16 protein-coding genes are annotated in these 21,643 nt (G+C 62.2%); 4 read left to right on the top strand and 12 right to left on the bottom strand.

What is annotated here, in order from left to right:
• Nucleotides 1-26 precede the first annotated feature (26 nt).
• The 3 genes from xdhA to GWL_RS12765 all read right to left on the bottom strand — a co-directional run bounded on the left by xdhA (nucleotide 27) and on the right by GWL_RS12765 (nucleotide 4,825).
• Complete coding sequence (gene xdhA, locus GWL_RS12780; protein WP_008330745.1) at nucleotides 27-1,511, bottom strand: xanthine dehydrogenase small subunit; 1,485 nt, start codon at nucleotides 1,509-1,511, stop codon at nucleotides 27-29.
• A 323-nt stretch (nucleotides 1,512-1,834) separates the two neighbouring features.
• Entirely contained in the window at nucleotides 1,835-3,136 is a 1,302-nt protein-coding gene (locus tag GWL_RS12775; RefSeq protein WP_008330741.1) for an NCS2 family permease, read from the bottom strand.
• Between the two features lie 777 nt (nucleotides 3,137-3,913).
• Complete coding sequence (locus GWL_RS12765) at nucleotides 3,914-4,825, bottom strand: LysR family transcriptional regulator (RefSeq protein ID WP_008330739.1); 912 nt, start codon at nucleotides 4,823-4,825, stop codon at nucleotides 3,914-3,916.
• A gap of 161 nt (nucleotides 4,826-4,986) precedes the next feature.
• On the opposite strand from GWL_RS12765, the gene gcl reads away from it, so the two are divergent.
• The 4 genes from gcl (at nucleotide 4,987) to pyk (ending at nucleotide 10,026) form a co-directional block, all read left to right on the top strand.
• Nucleotides 4,987-6,762 carry a glyoxylate carboligase gene (gene gcl / locus GWL_RS12760; protein ID WP_008330737.1) on the top strand — a complete coding sequence of 592 codons (1,776 nt, stop codon included), beginning with the start codon at nucleotides 4,987-4,989 and terminating at the stop codon, nucleotides 6,760-6,762.
• 17 nt (nucleotides 6,763-6,779) lie between these two features.
• The gene (gene hyi, locus GWL_RS12755; protein WP_008330735.1) at nucleotides 6,780-7,568 is read left to right on the top strand and encodes a hydroxypyruvate isomerase; all 789 of its coding nucleotides are present in this window, start codon (nucleotides 6,780-6,782) and stop codon (nucleotides 7,566-7,568) included.
• A 42-nt stretch (nucleotides 7,569-7,610) separates the two neighbouring features.
• On the top strand, nucleotides 7,611-8,501 hold the full coding sequence (locus tag GWL_RS12750) for a 2-hydroxy-3-oxopropionate reductase (RefSeq protein ID WP_008330733.1): 891 nt from the start codon (nucleotides 7,611-7,613) through the stop codon (nucleotides 8,499-8,501).
• A 106-nt stretch (nucleotides 8,502-8,607) separates the two neighbouring features.
• On the top strand, nucleotides 8,608-10,026 hold the full coding sequence (gene pyk, locus GWL_RS12745) for a pyruvate kinase (RefSeq protein ID WP_008330731.1): 1,419 nt from the start codon (nucleotides 8,608-8,610) through the stop codon (nucleotides 10,024-10,026).
• A 72-nt stretch (nucleotides 10,027-10,098) separates the two neighbouring features.
• Here pyk and GWL_RS12740 read toward each other — a convergent pair whose 3' ends face one another.
• The 9 genes from GWL_RS12740 to GWL_RS12700 form a co-directional block, all read right to left on the bottom strand.
• On the bottom strand, nucleotides 10,099-10,788 hold the full coding sequence (locus GWL_RS12740) for a hypothetical protein (RefSeq protein WP_008330730.1): 690 nt from the start codon (nucleotides 10,786-10,788) through the stop codon (nucleotides 10,099-10,101).
• Between the two features lie 120 nt (nucleotides 10,789-10,908).
• Nucleotides 10,909-11,490 carry a hypothetical protein gene (locus GWL_RS22750; protein WP_008330728.1) on the bottom strand — a complete coding sequence of 194 codons (582 nt, stop codon included), beginning with the start codon at nucleotides 11,488-11,490 and terminating at the stop codon, nucleotides 10,909-10,911.
• A 45-nt stretch (nucleotides 11,491-11,535) separates the two neighbouring features.
• On the bottom strand, nucleotides 11,536-12,174 hold the full coding sequence (locus GWL_RS12730; protein WP_157174241.1) for a hypothetical protein: 639 nt from the start codon (nucleotides 12,172-12,174) through the stop codon (nucleotides 11,536-11,538).
• A 41-nt stretch (nucleotides 12,175-12,215) separates the two neighbouring features.
• Nucleotides 12,216-12,758 carry a hypothetical protein gene (locus GWL_RS12725; protein ID WP_008330726.1) on the bottom strand — a complete coding sequence of 181 codons (543 nt, stop codon included), beginning with the start codon at nucleotides 12,756-12,758 and terminating at the stop codon, nucleotides 12,216-12,218.
• Between the two features lie 127 nt (nucleotides 12,759-12,885).
• Entirely contained in the window at nucleotides 12,886-14,433 is a 1,548-nt protein-coding gene (locus tag GWL_RS23905; RefSeq protein WP_008330725.1) for a methyl-accepting chemotaxis protein, read from the bottom strand.
• Between the two features lie 23 nt (nucleotides 14,434-14,456).
• Nucleotides 14,457-15,833 (bottom strand): 8-oxoguanine deaminase, encoded by a 1,377-nt coding sequence (locus GWL_RS12715; RefSeq protein WP_008330724.1) that lies wholly within the window; start codon nucleotides 15,831-15,833, stop codon nucleotides 14,457-14,459.
• Between the two features lie 671 nt (nucleotides 15,834-16,504).
• Nucleotides 16,505-18,268 (bottom strand): allantoate amidohydrolase, encoded by a 1,764-nt coding sequence (locus GWL_RS12710; RefSeq protein WP_034351131.1) that lies wholly within the window; start codon nucleotides 18,266-18,268, stop codon nucleotides 16,505-16,507.
• A 255-nt stretch (nucleotides 18,269-18,523) separates the two neighbouring features.
• Nucleotides 18,524-19,918, bottom strand: coding sequence for a nucleobase:cation symporter-2 family protein (locus tag GWL_RS12705; protein WP_008330722.1), 1,395 nt, complete (start codon nucleotides 19,916-19,918; stop codon nucleotides 18,524-18,526).
• A 283-nt stretch (nucleotides 19,919-20,201) separates the two neighbouring features.
• Nucleotides 20,202-21,146, bottom strand: a complete 945-nt coding sequence (locus GWL_RS12700) for a LysR substrate-binding domain-containing protein (RefSeq protein ID WP_008330720.1) — start codon at nucleotides 21,144-21,146, stop codon at nucleotides 20,202-20,204.
• Nucleotides 21,147-21,643 lie beyond the last annotated feature (497 nt).

Here is a 21,643-nt window from a genome sequence, read left to right as displayed (position 1 = left end):
TCTCCTGCTGGTTCGGTCCAAGGGCTTCACGCGGCGCTGACCGCGAAGGCGCGCACATCCTGAGGCGCCAGCGGCGCCTCGGTGCGGGTTTCCAGCCAATAGCGATAGAGCAGGTTCTGCGCCGTGCGCAAGCGATAGGCCGAGGTGGCCCGCATGTCCGACAGGGGCGCATAGTCCTGTGCAAGTGCAGCCATCGCTGCCTGCACTTGCGCTTCGCTCCAGGCAGCGCCTTGCAGCAGCGCTTCAGCCTGCGCGGCCCGCTTGGGGGTGGCGGCCATGCCGCCGAAGGCGATGCGCGCCTCGGCGATGATGTCGCCCTCCATACGCAGCGCGAAGGCGGCACAGACCGCAGAGATGTCCTGGTCGAAGCGTTTGGAGAGTTTGTAAACCCGGAAGCGCAGGTCCTTGCGCGGCAGCGGGATGCGTACGGCCTGCACCACTTCATCGGCTTGCAGGGCCGACTTCTGGTAAGCCAGGTAGAAGTCTTCCAGCGGCATGACGCGCTGGCCACGCACGCTCGCCAATACGATCTGCGCACCCAGTGCGATCAGCCAGGGCATGGAGTCGCCGATGGGCGAACCATTGGCGACGTTGCCGCCCAGCGTGCCGGCATTGCGCACGGGCAGGGAGGCGAAGCGCTGCCACAGTTCCGACAGCTCTTGCGGATAATGGCGCGCGGCTTCGGCGTAAGCCTCTTCCAGCGAGACGCCGGCGCCGATCTCCAGCATGCCGTCCTGCACCTGCATGGCGCGCAGTTCTTCCACGCGACCGATGTAGACGATATCGCCCAGCTCGCGCATCTGCTTGGTCACCCACAGGCCCACATCGGTGGAGCCGGCCAGGATGCGGGCCTTGGGCAGCTCGGCGCGCAGCTGCACCAGCTGTGCCAGGGTGCGCGGTGCGTGGAAGGTCTGGCCTGCATGCGTGACGGCCAGCGGCGTGTCCTGGTCGATGGCGCGCAGGGCGGTCTTGACGGCCTCGCGGTCGAACTCGACCTTGGGCAGTTCGCCCATGCGGCGTGCCGCATCGATGATGGGGCGATAGCCGGTGCAGCGGCACAGGTTGCCGGAGAGGGCATCGTCGATCTCGCGCTTGCCGGGCGTGATGCCGTCCTTGTCATGCTTGAGGTACAGGCCCCACAGCGACATCACGAAGCCCGGCGTGCAGAAGCCGCATTGCGAGCCATGGCATTCCACCATGGCCTGCTGCACCGGATGCAGGCAGCCATCGGCTTGCTTCAGGTCTTCCACGGTGAACAGGGCGCGGCCGTCCAGCGTGGGCAGGAATTGAATGCAGGCATTGACCGTCTTCAGTTCCAGCCGGTCATCGCGCAGTTCACCCACGACCACGGTGCAGGCACCGCAATCGCCTTCGGCACAGCCTTCCTTGGTGCCGGTGCAATGCAGGTCCTCGCGCAGATGCTGCAGAACGGTGCGGGTCGTGGGTTGGCCTGCTACTTCGTGGGTCTGGCCGCGAAAGTAGAACTGGATGGGGCGGGTGGTCTCTGGCATTTGGCTTTACTCGAAATGGATTGTCTACAAAACAGACTGCTTTATGGCGCGCTCCAGGGCGTATCGTGGGGCGTGCTTCTTGTTGTTGGATCTGCTTTCAGGCGGCCTGTCCGCTTGGGGCGGGGCCGGCCTGTGGTGTCTCCCGTGGCCAGATGGCATTCAAGAAACGTGCCGGGGTCGTCAAAAGAGGAAACGGATTGTCCGCCTGCGATTGTTGCGGACGATTGTCGGGTTCCCTCTTGTCACGATCCCGAAGAGGCGGCCCGCGTCGTGCCGGGCTGCCTCCTCGATTTTTCAATTTACTTCATGTTCCCGCGCAGGGCTCACTCACCGCCGAGGTAGATGATCTTGAACAGGAAGACCGCGGCGATGATCCAGATTACCACTGAAACATCCTTCATACGACCCGTGAGCAGCTTCAGTCCGGCATAGCTGATGAAGCCCAGCGCCAGGCCATTGGCAATGGAGTAGGTGAAGGGCATCACCAGGGCGGTGATGACGGCCGGCACGCATTCGGTGGTGTCTTCCCAGTCGATGTGGACCAGTTCGCGCAGCATCAGGCAGGCCACGAAGAAGAGCGCCGGTGCGGTGGCATAAGCCGGGACCACACCGGCCAGCGGGGCGATGAACAGGCACAGCAGGAACAGCACGGCGATGGCGACGGCGGTGAGGCCGGTGCGGCCACCGGCCTGTACGCCAGCGGCGCTTTCGATGTAGGCGGTGGTGGAGGAAGTGCCCAGCAGGGAGCCGGCGACAATGGCGGTGCTGTCGGCCATGAGGGCCTTGTTCAGACGCTCCATCTTGCCTTCCTTCATGAGCCCGGCGCGAGTGGCCACGCCCATCAGGGTGCCGGTGGCGTCGAACAGTTCCACCAGGAAGAACACCAGCACGACATTCAACAGGCCCATGGAGATGGCGCCCTTGATGTCCAGTTGCAGGAAGGTCGGGGCCACCGAGGGCGGGGCGGCGAAGATGCCGGAGAAGTGGTTGCCGCCGAAGAGGAAGGACAGCACCGTGACCAGCAGGATGCCGATCAGCAGCGCGCCGCGTACCTTCAGGCGGTCCAGCGCCACGATCACCAGGAAGCCAATGATGGCCATCACCGGGGCCGGCTGGTGCAGGTCGCCCAGGGTGACGAAGGTGGCGGGGTTGGCCGCGACGATGCCGGCACTCTTGAGGGAGATGATGGCCAGGAAGAGTCCGATGCCGGCCGGAATGGCCGTGCGCAGCGAGGCCGGGATGCTCTTGATGATCAGCTCGCGTACCCGCAGTACGCTCACCAGCAGGAACAAACAACCCGAGATCAGCACCGCGCCCAGCGCAGCCTGCCACGGGAAGCCCATGCCCTTGACCACAGCATAGGCAAAGTAGGCGTTCAGGCCCATGCCGGGGGCCAGGCCAATGGGGTAGTTGGCATACAGGCCCATGATGAGCGTGCCGACAGCCGCCGCCACGCAGGTGGCCACAAAGACCGAGTCCTTGGGCATGCCGGCATCGCCCAGAATGCTGGGGTTGACGAAGATGATGTAGGCCATCGTCAGGAAAGTGGTCAGGCCGGCCAGTAGCTCCGTGCGTACGGTGGTGCCGTTTTCTTCCAGGCGGAAGAACTTGTTCAAGGCGTTCATTGTGGGTTGTCTCCGTTTGGTCCGTTTTTATTCGCCGGAAAACTTGTCTGATGCTGTCCATCCTCTTGTGCGGGCTGGTCAGGCTGGGTCAGGCAAAAAATGGGCGTTGCTGGTGGGGGTGCTTTTCGCATTGTTCTGGCAGCGTTGCTAATGTCGTTCAATTTCATGGGAGGGATGTAAGGGCTATGACATAGCCATTATTAACCTGGAGTTATAAGTGGATTCGTCGACGAAAATCGGAGGTGAGACTGAGGATTGTTGCCGATGATTGGTGATGCGCAGGTATGGAATCTTGTGTCGCTCAGGCGAGATTTTGCCAGTTTTATTCGGCTGGGGTTTTTGGGGATTGTTTTTGTTGTTTCTCGGAAATTGTTTGCTTGTTTTCTTGGGTAGTCTGCACGGAATGTCTTCCTGCGCTCTAGCTTAATTATTTTCTCTCTCCGGGCGGAACGGAGCGCCGGGGGCGGCCCGGCAGCCGCTCACTTTTCTTGTCTCGCCAAGAAAAGTAAGCAAAAGAAGGCGACCCCAAAGAGCCAGCCCTCCTGCGGCGGCTGGCTCTATGGGGACCGTCCACTCGGGCTCGCCTGCGGCATCGCCCTTTTTTGCTCGCCTCCGGCCTCGGTCGTGCTCGCCTGCGGCATCGCCCTTTTTTGCTCGCCTCCGGCCTCGGTCGTGCTCGCCTGCGGCATCGCCCTTTTTTGCTCGCCTCCGGCCTCGGTCGTGCTCGCCTGTGGCATCGCCCTTTTTTCTCGCCTGCGGCTTCGTCACCGCCGTCTTTCATCGCCTCCCGTTCCAATAATCCTGCTGCCCATACACTTCCTTCAGATAATCAATGAAGAACCGCGTCTTCGCCGGTAAATGCCGCTGCTGGGGATACACCGCCATGATGTCGTAGTGCGGCAAGGCATACTCGTCGAGCACCGTCACCAACTCCCCCGAGGCCAACTGCGCCTGGATCTCCCAGGTCGAGCGCCACGCCAGCCCCAAGCCCTCGCCAGCCCAGCGATGCAGCAACTCGCCATCATTGCAATCCAGATTGCCCTGCACCTTGATGATCACCGGCTTGCCGTTTTGCTGGAAATACCAGCCGCGCTGCTGCCCACCCTGCAAGTTGAACGCCAGGCAGTTGTGCTGCGCCAGATCATCCAGTGTCCTCGGTACTCCGTAACGATGCAGATACTCCGGCGCCGCACATACCACACGCCGGTTGCTGGCCAGGCGTACCGCCACGAAGCTGGGTTCGATGGCGCCACCAATGCGGATGCCCAGGTCATAGCCCTCACGAACCAGATCCACCACGCGGTCCGTCAGGTTGAAGGAAATCTGTACCTCCGGATGCGCAGCCAGAAAGGCCGGGGCATGCGGCGCCACATGCAGGCGCCCATACGCGGCCGGCGTCGAGACCACCAGGTGGCCAGTCGCCTTGTGCCGCCCCTCGGCTATGCTCTTCTCGGCCGTGTCCATCTGCTCCAGCAACTTGCGGCAATGATCCAGAAATACGCTGCCCTGCTCGGTCAACGTCAGGTGCCGCGTCGTGCGGTGCATCAGCTTGGTGCCCAGGCGCCTCTCCAGTGCATCGATGCGGCGCCCCATCATCACCGGGGTGACCTTCTCCTCCAGTGCCGCCGCCGCCAGGCTGCCCTTGTCTACCACCAGTACGAAAGCTTCAATCTGCTTGAGTTTGTCCATCAATCCCTCCCGGCCTGAGTGTAATTCAATACTTTTTGGATGTTTCCATACTTTTGCTCAGTAATCAGTGGACTCCGATGATACTTATCATTCGGATTTGTAATGACTAGCATGGCCTCCAGCGATCACACATCCACCAACGGACATCCTGGAGAACGAGCATGGCAAAGATGAGAGCAGTCGACGCGGCAGTGCAGGTATTGGTCAGGGAAGGCTGTCTGCAAGCCTTCGGCGTGCCGGGCGCAGCGATCAATCCCTTCTACGCGGCCCTGAAGAAACACGGCGGCATCAAGCACATCCTGGCCCGTCACGTGGAGGGCGCTTCCCATATGGCGGAGGGCTATACCCGCGCCAAGGCCGGCAACATCGGGTTGTGCATCGGTACCTCCGGCCCTGCGGGGACCGACATGATCACCGGGCTCTATTCTGCCCAGGCCGATTCCATCCCCATCCTCTGCGTCACCGGCCAGGCACCGCGCGCCCGGCTCTACAAGGAAGACTTCCAGGCCGTCGACATCGAATCCATCGCCAAGCCCGTCACCAAATGGGCCGTGACCGTGCGCGAGCCAGCCCAGGTGCCACGCGTGTTCCAGCAAGCCTTCCACCTGATGCGCTCAGGCCGCCCCGGCCCAGTGTTGATCGACCTGCCCTTCGACGTGCAGATGGCCGAGATCGATTTCGATCCCGATACCTACGCGCCGCTGCCGGTTTATCGTCCGGCCGCTACCCGCGCCCAGATCGAAAAGGCGCTGGAGATGCTCAACGCCGCCCAACGCCCGCTGCTCACCATCGGCGGCGGCGTGGTCAATGCCGATGCCGCCGCACTGGCGGTGCAGTTCGCCGAACTGACCGGTGTGCCGGTCATCCCCACGCTCATGGCCTGGGGCGCGATCCCCGACGACCACCCGCAGATGGCCGGCATGGTCGGTCTGCAGACCAGCCATCGCTACGGCAATGCCACGCTGCTGGCCTCGGACTTCGTGCTGGGCATCGGCAACCGCTGGGCCAATCGCCATACCGGCTCCATCGATGTCTTTACCAAGGGCCGCACCTTCGTCCACGTGGATATCGAACCGACCCAGATCGGTCGCGTCTTCGGGCCGGATTACGGCATCGTCAGCGATGCCGGTGCGGCGCTGGCGCTGTTCGTGGAAGTGGCCAGGCAATGGAAGGCAGAAGGGCGATTGCCCGATCGTTCGGCGTGGCTGGCCCAATGCCAGCAACGCAAGAAGAGCCTGCAACGTCGCACCCATTTCAATGACACGCCCGTCAAGCCCCAGCGCGTGTATGAAGAAATGAATCATGCCTTCGGTCGCGATACCTGCTACGTGGCCACCATCGGTTTGTCGCAGATCGCCGCAGCGCAGTTTCTGCACGTCTATCGCGATCGCCACTGGATCAACTGCGGCCAGGCCGGGCCGCTGGGCTGGACCATTCCCGCCGCGCTGGGGGTGGTGGCGGCCGATCCGCAGAAGAAGGTGGTGGCCATTTCGGGCGACTATGACTTCCAGTTCATGATCGAGGAACTGGCCGTGGGCGCGCAGTTCAGGCTGCCGTATCTGCACGTGCTGGTCAACAATTCCTACCTCGGCCTGATCCGCCAGGCACAGCGCGGCTTCGAGATGGACTACTGCGTGCAGCTGGCCTTCGAGAACATCAATGCACCCGAGCTCAATGGCTATGGCGTGGACCACGTGGCCGTGGTCGAGGGCCTGGGCTGCAAGGCCATTCGCGTCACCGATCCCAACGCCATCCAGGATGCCTTCGCCCAGGCCCGGCGCTGGATGGCCGAGTACCGCGTGCCGGTGGTGGTGGAAATCATCCTGGAACGCGTCACCAATATCGCCATGGGCACCGAGATCGATGCCATCAATGAATTCGAACCCCTGGCCGAGCACGCCGACGATGCGCCCACCGCCATCAGCCTGCTGGACTAACAACAAAGGAGCCAAGCATGACCAGACTCGCCGCCAATCTCACCATGCTGTTTACCGAACAGCCTTTCCTTGACCGTTTCGCGGCGGCCTCGCAGGCCGGTTTCCGCGCGGTGGAATTCCTGTTCCCCTATGCTTTCGACCCGGAACAGATCGCCACCCAATTGCGTACGCATCGCCTGCAACTGGTGCTGCACAATCTTCCCGCCGGTAACTGGGACGCCGGTGAGCGCGGCATCGCCTGCCACCCCGACCGCGTAGCCGAGTTCCGCGCCGGGGTCAATGAAGCGATCCGCTATGCCCGCGCGCTGGAGGTGTCGCAGCTCAACTGCCTGGTCGGCATCCTGCCGCCGGGCGTCTCGCGCGAAGCGGCGCGCGAGGTGCTGGTCGGCAACCTGAAATACGCCGCCGCGTGCCTGAAGGAGCAAGGCATTCGTCTGCTCATCGAGCCGATCAATCACTTCGATATTCCGGGTTTCTTCCTCAATACGACGCGCCAGGCGGTGGAACTGATCCTGGCCACCGGCTCGGACAATCTCTTCGTGCAATACGACATCTATCACATGCAGCGCATGGAGGGCGAGCTGGCCAATACGATCAAGGCCAACCTCTCCCTGATCGGTCACGTACAACTGGCCGACAACCCCGGACGCGGTGAGCCCGGCACTGGCGAGATCAATTACCGCTACCTGTTCGGCTGGCTGGAGGACATCGGCTATCGCGGCTGGATCGGCTGCGAATACAAACCGCAGGCCGGGACCATGGCAGGACTGGGCTGGATCGCGCAACACGGATTGCAGACGGCCTGAACACTTGACAGCAGGATTTCATCTTTCTTGAGGAGACACAGCATGGCAAAAGTTGGATTCATTGGCCTGGGCATCATGGGCGCGCCCATGGCAGAGAACCTGCAGAAGGGCGGTCACAAGCTCTACCTGCACGACCAGAAAAATCCCCCCGCCTCCTTGCTGGAGGGCGGTGCCACTGTCTGCACGTCAGGTGCGGAAGTGGCGCGGCGCGCCGACATCGTCATTGTCATGGTGCCGGACACCCCGCACGTAGAGGCCGTCTTGTTCGCCGAGAAGGGCGTGGCCGAGGGGCTGTCACCGGGCAAGATCGTAGTGGACATGAGTTCCATCTCGCCCATCGCCACCAAGGAGTTTGCCAAGAAGATCAATGCCCTGGGCTGCCAGTATCTGGATGCGCCGGTCTCGGGCGGCGAGGTCGGCGCAAAGGCGGCTTCGCTGACCATCATGGTCGGCGGTTCGGAATCGGCCTTCAACGACGTCAGGCCGCTGTTCGAACTGATGGGCAAGAACATCACCTTGGTCGGTGGCAATGGCGACGGGCAGACCACCAAGGTCGCCAACCAGATCATCGTCGCTCTGAACATCCAGGCCGTGGCCGAGGCTCTGCTGTTCGCCTCCAAGGCCGGGGCCGATCCGGCGCGGGTGCGGCAGGCGTTGATGGGGGGCTTTGCGTCCTCGCGGATTCTGGAGGTGCATGGCGAGCGCATGGTCAAGCGTACCTTCGCGCCGGGCTTCCGTATCGAGCTGCACCAGAAGGATCTGAACCTGGCCCTGCAAGGGGCCAAGGCGCTGGGCATCAGCTTGCCCAATACCGCGGTGGCCCAGGAACTGATGAATGCCTGCGCGGCCAATGGACTGGCGGGGATGGATCACTCGGCGCTGTGTCGGGCGGTGGAGATGCTGTCCAACCACGAAATTGCCAAGGCATCCTGACCGGACGCCATCATCCCCAAGAGGGCTTGCCATTGGCAAGCCCTCATCGCTTGCACCATTACGCATGTCGACCACGTCATCACAACCAGCATTACGGGAGATTCCTATGCGCCGCCTGCGCCAGGCCAAAATCGTCGCCACCCTGGGTCCCTCCAGCGCCACGCCGGAGATGATCCGCGCGCTCTTCGAGGCCGGGGCCGATGTGTTCCGCTTCAATTTCAGTCACGGCAGCCACGCCGATCATCACGCGCGTTACCAGATCGTGCGCCAGGTGGAGCGCGAAGTCGGCCGCCCCATTGGCGTGCTGGCCGACCTGCAAGGACCCAAGCTGCGCATCGGCCAGTTCGACGGGGGCAGGGCAGTGCTGCAGGCCGGACAGGTGTTCACCCTCGACCGTGATGCCTCCCCCGGCAACGAGCATCGCGTCTGCCTGCCCCATCCTGAATTGTTCGAAGCCATTGAAGCGGGACAAAGCCTGCTCATCGACGACGGCAAGCTGCGCCTGCAGGTGGAAGCCAGCGATGGTGATTCCATTCGCACGCGCGTGGTCAATGGCGGCGTGGTCTCCGACCGCAAGGGTGTCAATGTGCCCGATGCGGTCTTGCCGATTCCTGCGCTGACCGCCAAGGACCGCCGCGATCTGGACTTCGCGCTGGAGATGGGGGCGGACTGGATCGCGCTGTCCTTCGTGCAGCGCCCCGAAGATGTGCTGGAGGCACGTGCACTGGTGGCAGGGCGTGCGGCCATCCTCTCCAAGCTGGAGAAACCGGCCGCGCTGGAGCGGCTCGACGAGATCGTGGCGGTGTCCGACGCCATCATGGTGGCGCGCGGCGACCTCGGTGTGGAGCTGCCGCCGGAGTGTGTGCCGGGCACGCAAAAGCGCATCCTGCGCGCCTGCCGCCAGCAGGGCAAGCCCATCGTGATCGCCACGCAAATGCTGGAATCGATGATTGCGGCACCGGTGCCCACGCGCGCGGAAGTGTCGGATGTGGCCAGTGCCATCTATGATGGATCGGATGCGGTGATGCTCTCGGCCGAGTCGGCCCAGGGTGACTATCCGCTGCAGGCGGTGAGCATGATGGATCGGGTGATTGTGCAGGTCGAGCAGGATCCGCTGTATCGCACGCTGATGCAGGCGCAATATACGCCGCCGCAGAACAACCGGCCTGATGCGATCTGCGCGGCTCTGCGTGATGTGACGGGCATCCTTGGCGCGACGGCCACGGTGACTTACACCAGCTCCGGTCATACCAGTCTGCGCGCCGCGCGTGAGCGTCCGGCGGCACCGATCCTGAGCATCACGCCGCAGCTGGCGACGGCACGTCGGCTGGCCTTGGTATGGGGGGTACATTGCACCATCAGCGAAGCCGTGCATGACGAACGGCAGATGGTGAGTGCGGCGTGTCAGGCCGCAGTGCGGGAAGGGTTTGCGCGCACGGGCGATCAGATCGCCATCACCGCGGGCATGCCCTTCGGGCAGCCGGGCAGTACCAATCTGTTGCGGGTGGCGGAGGTGTGGGGGTAGGGCACATCATGAAAAATGCCGCTGCCCTTGCGGACGGCGGCATTCTGCAGCGGACCAGGATTGGTCAAAGACTCAGTGGTCTTCCCACCATTTCTGCGCATAGGCTCGATCAAACGGCGGTAGTGGTGCGCTGGTGACTTGCAGGTCCTTCATGGACGGGAAGTGCGTCACGAAGAGTTCCGAGTCTTCTTTCCAGCGATCGGAGAACGCTACATCGAAGCTGCCACCCGAGGCCCCGCCGAGGGACTGATCGATCAGTGGCAGCGGCGGTCCGGCTCGGAATTCGCTGCCCTGACGCTCACGCAGCAGCGCCTCGACATGGCCCAGATAATAGGCGCCTGGCACCGTCTGCTTGACGGTGGCATGGATGGGAACGAGGTATTGGACGATGAAGGGGAAGGATTTGTTCACGCAGGTCAGCCCCACCAGCTTGTATTCACCAGGCGGCAATTCCATGCGCAGGAGATAGGTATTGCCTACCTCGGGCGTGCTGTTTTCAAGGCTGCCTTCCGGATCGATCTTGAAGTTGAAACGTTCTTCCTTGCTCTGCGCATCGGGTATTTCAACATGCGCCACCAGCAGCTTGGGCTGGAATGATGGGCGGTAGACATTGCGGATCGTGGCGGTCATCAGATAGAGCACCTTGTCGTTGGCCACTGCCGCAGGCGCATCGGTGGAATAGCTCATCGGTTTGACTGTGGCGCAGCCCGTGAGTAAGAGCGTGGCGCTCAGCACACCCCATCCCAATACTTTTTTCAGCATGATTCCCCTTGATCGATTTGATTTAATGTGAACAGGCCCTGGCACGCATCTCGCAGATCGAATATGAACTGGCCCTAGAGTTCGGATGACCGGCCTGCGACGGTCACGTACGATCCTGCATCAATTCAACGCCGGCTTGAAAACTTGCGTGAGCAGTTCGTGAGTCGGCTTGGTCATCTGTTTGAAACGCGGATCCAGCAGGACCTCTCGCAGCAGTTGCTGAACGGCCGGGACAAAGTAGTCTCGGGCCATGCTGCAGGCGACAGGGGCAAAGAAGCTGCCCTCGAACTGCTGAGTCGATTTGATCGTGAAGCTTTGCCGACCAGCATTGGAAACCGTGAGCGAAAGCATCCACGTGGTGGTAGTGAAGGTGGTACTGAAGTCGATCTCTTCGAGCTTGCCGCTGATCTTGATGGGAGAGGACGGATCGTAAGCCCCGGCTTTGCGCAATTCGATGATGAAAGCGTTCTCGATATAGCCCGCGAAATGTGGCGCGACAGTGACCGGCCCCGCTGCCCGGCAGGTGATGGAGGCCAGGCCCGGCTTGCTTGCCGTAAACGGAATGACAGCCACGGGTGTGAGCCGGGAAGTCACGATCGCTGCCGTCGTCGCTGGCGAGGGCTGGTAACCGGTGATGCGATAGGTTTCGCACCCCGACAGCGTCAAGATGGCGAGCAAGCTCAAGACCAGGTTGGACTTCACGGATTCCCCCCTTGTTTTGAAATGGGTTCTGCGCAGGCCCCGGTATCAGCGGGCACGCAGGCGTTGTAGACTGCCGTCCTTATCCATTGCCAGCAGGCACTTGATCAGCAATTGCTGGAACAGGTCTTCCTGAACGGCTCTTGCCGGTTGCAGCCGAGGGTCATCGGGCAAGCGCGATTTGGCAATCACGCTGTAGAAAGCCCCCCGCACTGCGGGCGAATGCGCACTCCTGTCGCCGACGCGGATAGCAAGAGACATCATCATCTCCTCTTTACCGGTGACATGGCCGTCCCCCCATTTTTCACCCAGACGTACTCCTTGATTGATCGCCTCGGCAATATCGGAAACGTCATTGATCGTGACCTTGACCACGCCTACCGCGTCAAGCTGACTGATGGCGATGACTCCCGTCTGCTGAAATGCCGTCTCCATGATGTTGCGCAACACCATGGGATCCGGTCCGGGCGAGGCGATCTGCATCGACAGCGCGCTGGTATCGGGCGCTTGCCCATTCATCAGCCATTGCACTTCCATCTTCAATTTCAATGGCGCTTCGCCGCGCGGCAAATCGGCGGCGCTCACGCGCGTCATTGTGCTGTCAGGATAGGCGGCGACGGGATAGGCAGTGCAGCCGCCGAGCAGGAGCGCGCACGTACCGGCGCACAACAGAACAAATGTCTTCATGATCGACGCGGTGCTGACGCGGCCGGACTGTGACGGTATCTTCATTTATCAAAGAATCCCAGTTCGGCTGAACCGTTGATTTCGATCTTCTGGCCCACCAGCGTGCTGCTCGCTTCTTCCTCGATCCACACTGCACTGTAGTTCGGTCCCAGCTTGCCACGTACGACGTAGCTCTTGCCCCGCTCCGGGGTGAAATCGATTTCGCCCTTGACCTGATAGACCGTACCGGTCATGGCCATGATGGGCATGGCATAGGCCGTCCTCGCCACGACCTGCACCTTGACCGGTGTAGCGGGGATACGGCGCTCCACCTTCTGCAGAAGCATCAGGGCGCCGCGTCCTTCGCTCGCTCTTCGGGTGGCGAAGCGGACATTGTCGACCTCGATGGCATTGATGTTGGCGGCGTAATACATGTAGGCCTTGCTCATGCTGAGCATGTCGGCCGAGTCCTTGAGGACCGCTGTCGGGCCTGCATAGTCGTCGGGCAGCAAGGGGGTGCGGGTGGCACAGGCTGCCAGGGTCAATGGGATGGCGAGTATTACGCACGCACGGGCGATGCCGGCGATGGCAATTCGAATGTTCATTGTTTCCCCTGATTAATTTTTATGGTCAGGCGCGCCGAAGTTGAGCTTGGTCGTCAGCCGCCGGAAATATTACTTTAATTGTCGCCGTATTGCACGGGCACCTGCATGCGCGGCCGGTGACCGGATCTCACGCATCCAGCCTGAATACCCCCACCGCTTCCCGCAACTGTGCGGCCTGGTCGCGCATGGCCTGGGCGGCGGCAGCAGCCTCTTCCACCAATGCCGCATTCTGCTGGGTCGCTTCATCCATGAGTGTGATGGCATGGTGGATCTCTTCGATGCCACCACTCTGCTCACGGCTGGCCGTGCTGATGTCGGTGATGATGGCATTGACCCGCTGCACGCTGGCGACCACCTGCTGCATGGTGCTGCCCGCCTCTTGCACCAGTGTGGCGCCGCTGTCGATCTTGCCGACCGAATCATGGATCAGTGCCTTGATTTCCCTGGCAGCGGTCGCACTGCGTTGCGCCAGCGAGCGCACTTCGGAAGCCACCACCGCGAAGCCGCGCCCCTGTTCGCCCGCACGTGCTGCTTCCACGGCGGCATTCAGGGCCAGGATATTGGTCTGGAAGGCAATGCCATCAATCACGCCGATGATGTCCACGATCTGGCGCGATGAGGCATTGATGTCGGCCATCGTCCTGACTACTTGCTCTACCACGTCGCCGCCCTGTACCGCGATGCGCGCTGCGTTGCCTGCCAGCGCTGTAGCCTCGCTGGCGTTGTGGGCGTTCTGTCTGACGGTGGAGCTCAGTTCTTCCATGGCCGAGGCGGTCTCTTCGATCGAGCCCGCCTGTTGCTCGGTGCGTGCCGAGAGGTCGAGATTGCCGCTGGCGATTTCACCGGCAGCGTGGTTGATCGCTTCCGTACCATGGCGCACCCGGCCGACGATGTTGCGCAGGTTGTCGTTCATCAGTTTGAGGGCCATCATCAGTTCCCCTGTCTCATCCCGCGATCTCGCCTCCACACGCGCCGACAAGTCGCCTTGTGCTACCCGGCGCGCCACCGTGACGGCATGGACCAGCGGCCGCGCGATGCTGCGCGAGACCAGCCATGCCACTACCGCCGCCAGCAGCAGGGCGACCAGCGCCAGGGCGTTGATGATGTGGCGGGCGCTGGCGGAATCCTGCGTGGCGGTTTCACCAGCGGCATCCATCAGGCCGCCCTGGTAGTCGAACATGGCGTCGAGCGCGATGAAGTACTTGATCTGCACCGGCATGAATTGTCGGGGCAGGTACTGCTTGGCGTCTTCTACCTGTCCGGCCAGGGCCAGGGCCATGAGCTTGTCGCGCGCCGGCACGTAGGCCTGGCGCGCAGCGATGGCCGCCTCGACGTAGCGTCGGTCTTCTTCGGTACGCGCCACTTCCTTGAGTTTGTCCAGGAACGCGTTCATCTTGCGGTCCGCTGCAGTGGCGTCGGCAGCCAGGGCCTTGATGCGTTCCGGATCGTCGGTCAGCAGGATGTCGCGAATGTCGAGCGCGATCTTGTTGACCTGGATCTGTACCGTGTTGGCCATGACTGTCTTGGGATAACGGTCCTTGACGATCAGACCGATGCCATCAGCCAGCCGTCCCAGTTGCAGGTTGCCCAGTACGGCAATGGCCAGCAGCAGCGCCATGACCGCGCCGAAACCCAGCGCCAGTCGCGCGCCTATTTTCATGTCCGTGATACGCATATAGTTCCGTCCCTCTGGCAATGTCAGCGCGCTGCCTGCGCCAGTTCCAGCGAAAGATGATTGTGCCGCTCCAGCACCGCCCCCAGCTCAATGGTGGTGAGCTGTCCCTCGCGCACGATCACGCGGCCATTGATGATGCTGGTGTCCACATTGGCGGGGGTGCAGAACACCAGCGCTGCCACCGGATCATGGAGCGCGCCGGCAAAGGCGATCTGGCGCGTGTCGAACATGACGACGTCGGCGGACATACCCGGCTTGAGTGCACCGATGTCGTCGCGATTCAATACCTTGGCACCACCCAGGGTGGCCACTTCCAGCGCCTGGCGCGCGGTCATGGCGTCGGGGCCAAAGCCCACCCGCTGCAGCAGCATGGCCTGGCGGACTTCGCCCAGCATGTGGGCGCTGTCGTTGGAGGCGCTGCCGTCCACGCCCAGGCCGACCGGCACGCCCGCGTCCAGCATCTTGCGGATGGGGGCGATGCCGGAGGCCAGTCGCATGTTGGAACAGGGGCAGTGCGCCACGCCCGTGCCCGTGCGGGCGAACAGATCGATGCCATGGTCGTCCAGCTGCACGCAGTGGGCGTGCCAGACGTCGTGGCCGACCCAGCCGCAGTCTTCTGCATATTCCGCAGGGGTCATGTTGAATTTCTCGCGGCTGTAGGCGATGTCGTTGACGTTTTCGGCCAGGTGCGTGTGCAGCGAGACGCCGTAATGACGCGCCAGGTCGGCGGCTTGGCGCATCAGGTCGCGCGAGACCGAAAAGGGCGAACAGGGGGCGACCACGATGCGCTGCATGGCGTGGCGCTGGCTGTCGTGGTAGGTCTCGATGAGGCGTTGCGTGTCCTTGAGGATGGACGGCTCTTCTTCGACCACACGATCCGGCGGCAAGCCGCCCTTGGACTGGCCTACGCTCATGGCCCCCCGCGCTCCGTGGAAACGCATGCCGATCTGGGCAGCCGCCTCCAGGCTGTCGTCCAGGCGGGTCTGGTTGGGGTAGATGTAGAGGTGGTCGCTGCTGGTGGTACAGCCCGAGAGGATCAGCTCGGCCATGGCGGTCAGCGTCGATACGCGGATCATCTCCGGCGTCAGGCCAGCCCAGATCGGATACAGATTGGTCAGCCAGTTGAACAGTTCGCCATTCTGCGCGCTGGGAATGGCGCGGGTCAGGCTCTGGTACATGTGGTGGTGCGTGTTGATCAGGCCAGGGATGACCACGTGGTGGCTGGCATCAATGATCTCGTCGGCCTCTTGCGGAAGATCTTCGGTCTTGCCGACCTGCTCGATGACGTTGTTCCTGATGTAGAGCGCGCCATCGGCGATCTCTTCACGGCCTTCGTTCATGGTGACCAGGACGCGCGCGTTCCTGATCAACAGCGTCTTGCCTGTTGCTTGCTCTTGCATGGTTGGACTCCTTCTTGGCTTCCTTGTTGATGTGATTGAATGCGGGTCGGCGCAGGTGACAGGGGGGAGTCCCTTTCTTGCCCTATTAACGACTGCGACGGGTGGGGTTGTTGGGAGGGTTTAGGTCCGGTTAATGCTGTTTCTGGTTAGCGTTAAGAGTTGCTTAATGCTGGTGTTTTGCTGTTTTGCTGTTTTGCTGTTTTGTGTTTTGTGTTTTGTGTTTTGTGTTTTGGGTAGTCTGCACGGAATTTCTTCCTGCGCTCTAGCTCAACGCCTATCTTTCTCCGGTCGGGAGAACGCGCCGGGAGCGGCCCGGCAGCCGCTCACTTTTCTTGTCTCGCCAAGAAAAGTAAGCAAAAGAAGGCGACCCCAAAGAGCCAGCCCTCCTGCGGAGGGTCCCCGTCGCAGCGAAGCGAAAAGTGGGAAGAATAGAGTCGCTTCGCTCCGACTATTCTTCTGATCCACTTTTCGCTCCGCTGCGACGGCTGGCTCTATGGGGACCGTCCACACGGGCTCGCCTTCGGCATCGCCATTGTCTTCCTCGCCTTCGGCATCGCCATTGTCTTCCTCGCCTGCGGCTTTGTGCGGTCGGGTGCTCAAACTCCCGTTCGGACTGAGTAGCGGCACCGCCGCGTATCGAAGACGCGCCGCTGGCTAAATCATATAAATCATTAGCGCTTCGCCTCAAAGCTGCGCAGGAAATCCAGCAAAATCTGCCCCGAGACCTCTGCATCATCCGCCGTCATCGTCTCCAGCGGATTGTGGCTGATGCCGCCATTGCCACAACGCGTAAACAACATGCAGACATCCGTCAGTTTCGCAATCGCCATCGCATCATGCCCCGCTCCGGAAGCCAACTCGAACGGCATCACCCCCGCACGCTCCGTCGCGGCGCGCAACTGATCCATCAGCCACGGCGCACACGGCGCAGCCGGGGCGCTCAAGGTCTCTTCGAGCTTGAAGTCAATGCTGCGGCGAGTACAAATCTCTTCGATCTTGCCCAGGATGTCCTTCACCGCCGCAATACGCACTCCATCCTCGGCCGCACGAATGTCCAGCGACAACTGGCACGCGCCCGGAATCACATTCGTCGACCCGCGCGGTACCTGCAACTGCCCCACCGTGCCCACCAGCGCGGCATGCTGGTCCTGCGAACAACGCTGCTCCACAGCCAGGATGATCTCGGCCGCTGCGGCGGCCGCATCCTTGCGCATGTCCATCGGCGTGGTGCCGGCATGGCTGGCCACCCCCTTCAATTCCACCAGATAGCGCGAGCTGCCCGCGATCGAGGTGACGATGCCTACCGGCAAATCACGATTGAGCAACACCGGTCCCTGCTCGATGTGCACCTCCACATAGCCCAGGATGTCGGCCGGGTCGCGCGCGATCTGCGGGATGGCCGCGACATCATGACCCGCCCTGGTGATGACCTCGCGCATGCTGATGCCATCCTTGTCCTGCAACTCCAGCAGCTTCATGTCGAAATGGCCGGTCACCGCATTGCTGCCCAGGAAGGTGCTCTTGAAACGCACACCTTCTTCTTCCGAAAAACCGATCACCTCAAAATGGAAAGGCAAGGTCTCGCCACGTTCATGCAAATGCTTCACCACGGCGATGGGCAGCAGGATGCCCTCGCGTCCATCGTATTTGCCCCCATTGCGCACCGTGTCGTAGTGCGAGCCGGTCAGCAGGGTCTTGGCCTGCGGATCCGTGGAAAGATATCGCCCCACCACGTTGCCGACCGCATCGATATGCACGTGCATGCCGGCCTCGCGCATCCATTGCGCAATCTGCTCTGCCGTGCGCTGGTGCGTTTCGGTGAGATAGGTGCAGGTCAGCGCTCCTTCGTCTTCGGACAAGGCGCCGATCTCTTCTGCCCACTGCATCACCATCGCGCCCATCGCCGGACGATGGCCCAGCAGGTCGTTGATGCGCATCTCGGCAATGCGGCCGATCTGGCGCAGGGCTTCACGCAATTCGTCTTCCGGCTGGTTGCGCAGGCGGCGGGCAAAGGTGGCGATGATCTGCTGGCGCGTGAGGCCCGCACCGGTGGGGCCCTTCACCGCAAGGATGAAAGGGAAGCCGAATTTTGCGTTGTAGTCGGCATTGAGTTGTTGCAGGCGGGCAAATTCTTCCGGGGTGCACAGATTCAATCCGGCCTTGGCCTGCTCTCCCGTAGATTCGGCGGTCAGCTCGCCGGCAATGGCGGCGCGGCCAGCCAGTTCGGGGTGGGCCCGGATCAGGCCCAGCTGCTCGGCGCGGCTGGCGTCGGTCACGACCTTGTGCAAGGCCAGCTTGAAGGCAGTCAGATTGCGGAAAGGACGCTGCAGCGCAGCCCGCTCGGGAATCCAGGGAGAGTGCTCGTAAATGCCGTGCAGGGCGGCGATGAAGGCCGAAGTCTCGGCTGCGTTCAGTTGTTCCAGTGTCGTCGTCATGTGCTGGCCGGTCGGCGCGCCGCCGGCTCCCTCGCTGTGTTCATGGGTGATGCCGCAAGTCCGCGCCAATACTCCCATCTGAAAATCAGGATTGTCGGTGCCGATTGTTGTCTGCGGCTGTCGTCTCACGCTCTGCGCCCAAGCCCGCCCGGTGCGGTTTGCAGCGCAGATGAGACTTTAAAACATCTTGGCCCGGATGGCATCAACGGTTTCATCTGGGCGCTATGCACGGCGGCATATCTCGCCGGCTGCGTTTCAGTGGTCCGAGCTCTGCGCCGCCGCCACCGCATAGCGGGCCACGTCCTCTTCGCTGCCACGGCCATTGAAGAACAGGTTCAGACCGACCGCCATGGCCGAGGCCAGCAGGATGCCGCTGTGGAAGATGGTGCCCAGCAGATGCGGCATCTTGTCGAAGAAGGTCGGGGCGACGATGGGGATCATGCCCACGCCAATGCTGATGGCCACGATGAAAAGATTGTTGCGGTTGCCGTGGAAATCGACCTTGGAGAGGATCTTGATGCCGGTCGCTGCCACCATGCCGAACATCACGATGCCGGCCCCGCCCAGCACGAATTGCGGAATCGATGCGGCCACGTGCGCCATCTTGGGGAACAGGCCGAAGGCAATCAGGATCCCCCCGGCTGCCACGCAGACGAAACGGCTGCGAATTCCCGTCACGCCGATCAGCCCGACGTTCTGCGAGAAGGAGGTATAGGGGAAGGTATTGAACAGTCCCCCGATCACCGTGCCCAGGCCATCCACGCGCAAGCCGCTGGCCAGGGTGCGGTCGTCGATACGGCGGCCGACGATGTCGCCCAGTGCCATGAACATGCCGGTCGATTCGATCATGGTCACGATCATCACCAGGCACATGCTGATGATGGAGGCGATGTCGAATTGCGGCAGCCCATAGTGAAAGGGCTGGATGAAGGCGAACCAGTCCGCCGCATCCAGCCCGTCAAAGCTGATCTTGCCGAGGGCAAAGGCAATCACGAACCCGACCACCATGCCCATGAGCACCGAAATGTTGGAGATGAATCCCCGTGTGTACTTGGTGATGAGCAGGATCGAGACCAGCACCACCGCCGCAATCGAGAGCGACAGCGGCGAGCCGTAGTCGGGATTGGGGACCTTCACGAAGACCCCGTCGACCAGCTTGCCGATCACCGGTTGCCCACCCGCCGCCCAGTTGATGCCCACGCCCATGAGCGAGACCCCGATGACGGTGATGACGGTGCCCGTCACCACCGGCGGGAAGTAGCGCATCAGCTTGCTCATGTAGGGCGAGGCAAGGATACAAAAGACGCCGGACGCAATCACGGCCCCATAGATGTGCAGGATGTTCAGTTGCGGGTCGTTGGCCATGGCGACCATCGGCCCCACGGCGGCGAAGGTCACGCCCATCATCACCGGCATGCGGATGCCGAACTTCCAGATGCCGGCACTCTGGATGATGGTCACCAGGCCGCAGCAGAACAGGTCGGCACTGATGAGATAGGCAATCTCGGACTTGGGCAGGTTCAGCGCGCCGCCGATGATGAGCGGCACGGCAATGGCGCCGGCATACATCACCAGCACATGCTGCATGCCGAGGGCAAAGAGCTTGAATAGGGGTAGGCGTTCATCCACCGGATGGCGAGCGGCTTGCATGGGGTTGTCTCCTGGTATTTTTTTATCGATGGAACCTGGCATGTGACCGCGCCCGTATTGTGTCTCCGTGTTGCCAGGAGGGCGTGCCTTGCCGCTTGAAGGTGGTTCCGGCCCAGTACCGTGTTCCGCGTCTTGGTGCTGTCTTTGTGCGGATACCGGCCTGTTGCTGGCGATACTAATGCAATCCGGTCAGTGCGATATATAAGTCCCGGCATACCGGCAGGCGCGCCGCCGATATATGCCGGACCGCCCGTTTCCTTTGCCGCAGCGGCCCGGCACCGGTTCAGGCGCGGCCCTGCGCCATCATCTTGGCGGCCGCGCTGACCTGGGCGCGCAGCCATTTGTGCTCGGTCGCCTGATGCACCCGCTCATGCCACAGCTGGTAAAAACGCAGGGGCGGGAACTTGATCGGCACCATGTAGCTTTTCAGGCCCAGGAGCTTTTCGTAGAAGCTGGCGAACTGCTGGCCTGCTGTGAGCACCAGGTCGGTTTGCGCCACCATGTAGGGCAGCATGCGGAAGTGCGCCGATTCCACCACCACGTTGCGATGCAGGTTCTGCTTTTCCAGGAAGGTGTCGATGGTGCCGTGGTAGCCGGGCAGGATCTGCGAGGGCGCTGCATGCGGCAGCGAGAGATAGTCCTCGATGCGCATGGCATCGCGCGCGGTGCGCTTGGCATAGGCGCAGTCGGCGCGCATCAGGCAGACGATGGGATCATCGAACAGCTTGGAGAGATGCAGGTGCGCGGGCGGCTCGTCCCAGTTGGCAATGACCAGATCCAGTTCGCCGTCGGAGAGCAGGCGCACGTAATCGGTATCCGGCCCCAGCGCATGGATGACGATGCGGCTGCGCGGCGACTCGCGGCGCAGGCGGGCGATCACTTCGGTGAAGAAGGGCGTGTTCATGTAGTCCGGCGCGGCAATGTGGAAGGTGCGCTCCTCCTCTTGCGGTACGAAGGCGGTCTTGGGCACGAACAGGCGTTCGGTCTCGTCGAGGATGCGCTTGGCCGGTTTCAACAGGCTCTCGCCATGCTGGGTCGGGACCATGCCGCGCGCACCGCGCACCAGCAGCGGGTCACCGGTGAGTTCGCGCAGCTTGCGCAGGGAGGCCGAGATGGAGGGCTGCGGCTGGTTCAGTTTCAAGGCCACCCGCGAGACGTTTTTCTCGCACAGCAGGAGATAAAGAATGCGGATGAGGTGGATGTCGAGATGGTCAGGCAGCCTGGACATGGGAATGTCTCCGGGGTCTTGTGGTGCGGGACAGGTGACGGTTTTTCGTTCACTCTGGGGCGGCTGCATCGGGGCAGGCGCATTATCGTTGTCGTTTGCCCAGACCGGCTCGGGCGGCGGCCTGGCGGGATGCGAGCGCAAGCGTCCCACATCCAGGGGGCATTTTTGTATATCGTCATTCGTATGTCAAATATACGTTGATGACCATGTTTTGTGCAGTCCCCGCGTTTATCGTTCGTGCAACCGTCCCGCATCAGCAGGGCGGCCAAAAAAACAGATGGCAAAAGCCATCGGGTCGTAGCGGCAGCACGACGGGAGACCAGGCACGGCACCATCACGGTGCCCGCGCTTCCCGGCGCGCGGGAAGCCTTCACTCCACTCATCCAGTCGTTGCCATGGCATGCGCATGGCGGGGGAAGACTTTCATGGCGGCCCATTCCTGAGGCGATGCCTCGCCTGTCCGGAGTAGGTCGCGGTGGCGGACAGCAATCCTGCGT

Source organism: Herbaspirillum sp. GW103 (assembly GCF_000261365.1).
Classification (GTDB): domain Bacteria; phylum Pseudomonadota; class Gammaproteobacteria; order Burkholderiales; family Burkholderiaceae_D; genus Herbaspirillum.
The sequence above is the reverse complement of the archived record's forward strand: the minus strand, read 5'-3'. Positions and strand labels throughout refer to the sequence as shown.

Excerpts from the sequence above, each read along its gene's own strand:
- GWL_RS12740 (WP_008330730.1), bottom strand. The coding sequence starts at position 10,788 with ATGCTGAAAAAAGTATTGGGATGGGGTGTGCTGAGCGCCACGCTCTTA.
- GWL_RS12715 (WP_008330724.1), bottom strand. The coding sequence starts at position 15,833 with ATGCAAGAGCAAGCAACAGGCAAGACGCTGTTGATCAGGAACGCGCGC.
- GWL_RS12710 (WP_034351131.1), bottom strand. The coding sequence starts at position 18,268 with ATGACGACGACACTGGAACAACTGAACGCAGCCGAGACTTCGGCCTTC.
- GWL_RS12730 (WP_157174241.1), bottom strand. The coding sequence starts at position 12,174 with ATGAAGACATTTGTTCTGTTGTGCGCCGGTACGTGCGCGCTCCTGCTC.
- xdhA (WP_008330745.1), bottom strand. The coding sequence starts at position 1,511 with ATGCCAGAGACCACCCGCCCCATCCAGTTCTACTTTCGCGGCCAGACC.
- pyk (WP_008330731.1), top strand. The coding sequence starts at position 8,608 with ATGCGCCGCCTGCGCCAGGCCAAAATCGTCGCCACCCTGGGTCCCTCC.
- GWL_RS23905 (WP_008330725.1), bottom strand. The coding sequence starts at position 14,433 with ATGCGTATCACGGACATGAAAATAGGCGCGCGACTGGCGCTGGGTTTC.
- GWL_RS12700 (WP_008330720.1), bottom strand. The coding sequence starts at position 21,146 with ATGTCCAGGCTGCCTGACCATCTCGACATCCACCTCATCCGCATTCTT.
- GWL_RS12750 (WP_008330733.1), top strand. The coding sequence starts at position 7,611 with ATGGCAAAAGTTGGATTCATTGGCCTGGGCATCATGGGCGCGCCCATG.
- GWL_RS12765 (WP_008330739.1), bottom strand. The coding sequence starts at position 4,825 with ATGGACAAACTCAAGCAGATTGAAGCTTTCGTACTGGTGGTAGACAAG.
- GWL_RS12705 (WP_008330722.1), bottom strand. The coding sequence starts at position 19,918 with ATGCAAGCCGCTCGCCATCCGGTGGATGAACGCCTACCCCTATTCAAG.
- hyi (WP_008330735.1), top strand. The coding sequence starts at position 6,780 with ATGACCAGACTCGCCGCCAATCTCACCATGCTGTTTACCGAACAGCCT.
- gcl (WP_008330737.1), top strand. The coding sequence starts at position 4,987 with ATGGCAAAGATGAGAGCAGTCGACGCGGCAGTGCAGGTATTGGTCAGG.
- GWL_RS12725 (WP_008330726.1), bottom strand. The coding sequence starts at position 12,758 with ATGAACATTCGAATTGCCATCGCCGGCATCGCCCGTGCGTGCGTAATA.
- GWL_RS12775 (WP_008330741.1), bottom strand. The coding sequence starts at position 3,136 with ATGAACGCCTTGAACAAGTTCTTCCGCCTGGAAGAAAACGGCACCACC.